The organism is Segatella salivae DSM 15606 (assembly GCF_000185845.1).
Taxonomy (GTDB): Bacteria; Bacteroidota; Bacteroidia; order Bacteroidales; family Bacteroidaceae; genus Prevotella; species Prevotella salivae.
The window spans coordinates 1-623 of the sequence record NZ_GL629684.1 but is presented as its reverse complement, the minus strand read 5'-3'; the positions used below and the strand labels follow the sequence as shown (position 1 = coordinate 623).

Genomic DNA, 623 nt, shown 5'->3' with positions numbered 1-623 from the left:
CAGAGATTGAAAACATCATCTATAACTATGCGGATGAATTGAAAATCGGCGGACAAAGTGAAAGCCAAATACCGCATATTCTCATTAGGGTTATCAATGCAATAACTCTATCCGAAAACAAAAAGGAGTTAAGGTCAGCTATCAACAAAATAGCTGAAGAAACAGAACTTAACAAGTTCTTTGCATACGGCTATGGTGCGCACCACTTTTGGCTCAAACACCGCAGATTATCCAATGGAGAGCCAAAGGAATACAGATTATTAAAGGTTGAATTTTAAGATTATGAAGAAGAAAGTTTACAGAGTTCGGACGCAATACATCTTCGATGGAGTGTTTGATGTGGTTGCGGAGAGCAAAGAAGACGCACGGCAAAAAGTCCTGCAAAATTGTGGGTTGGTTATGGGTGGCAGCATTCACAGCACTTTGCCCGATGATGAAATAAACTGGGCATTTGACAGACATCCCAATAAAAGGATAGACAGAATAACGAAAGTGTAGAAATAGTACCTTTAATAAAACTAAGAGCCATGCAAATCGAAAATTTGCGTGGCTTCTTTTCTTTCTCTTTGAACGAGTAGGCGACCAAAGAAAAGAAGGAAAGAAAGTCGAAAATTCAATTTATT

General features: G+C 38.5%; 2 protein-coding genes. Both read left to right on the top strand.

All coding sequences use genetic code 11. The features are described 5' to 3' along the window. Positions 1 to 278 (top strand): hypothetical protein (locus tag HMPREF9420_RS12835; protein ID WP_007136173.1); only part of this gene is annotated, 278 nt, incomplete at its 5' end. 4 nt (positions 279 to 282) lie between these two features. Further along, positions 283 to 498 (top strand): hypothetical protein, encoded by a 216-nt coding sequence (locus HMPREF9420_RS12830; RefSeq protein WP_044079307.1) that lies wholly within the window; start codon positions 283 to 285, stop codon positions 496 to 498. Positions 499 to 623: the final 125 nt, after the last annotated feature.

Bases quoted from the DNA above. Each gene is read 5' to 3' on its own strand.
- HMPREF9420_RS12830 (WP_044079307.1), top strand. From the start codon at position 283: ATGAAGAAGAAAGTTTACAGAGTTCGGACGCAATACATCTTCGATGGA.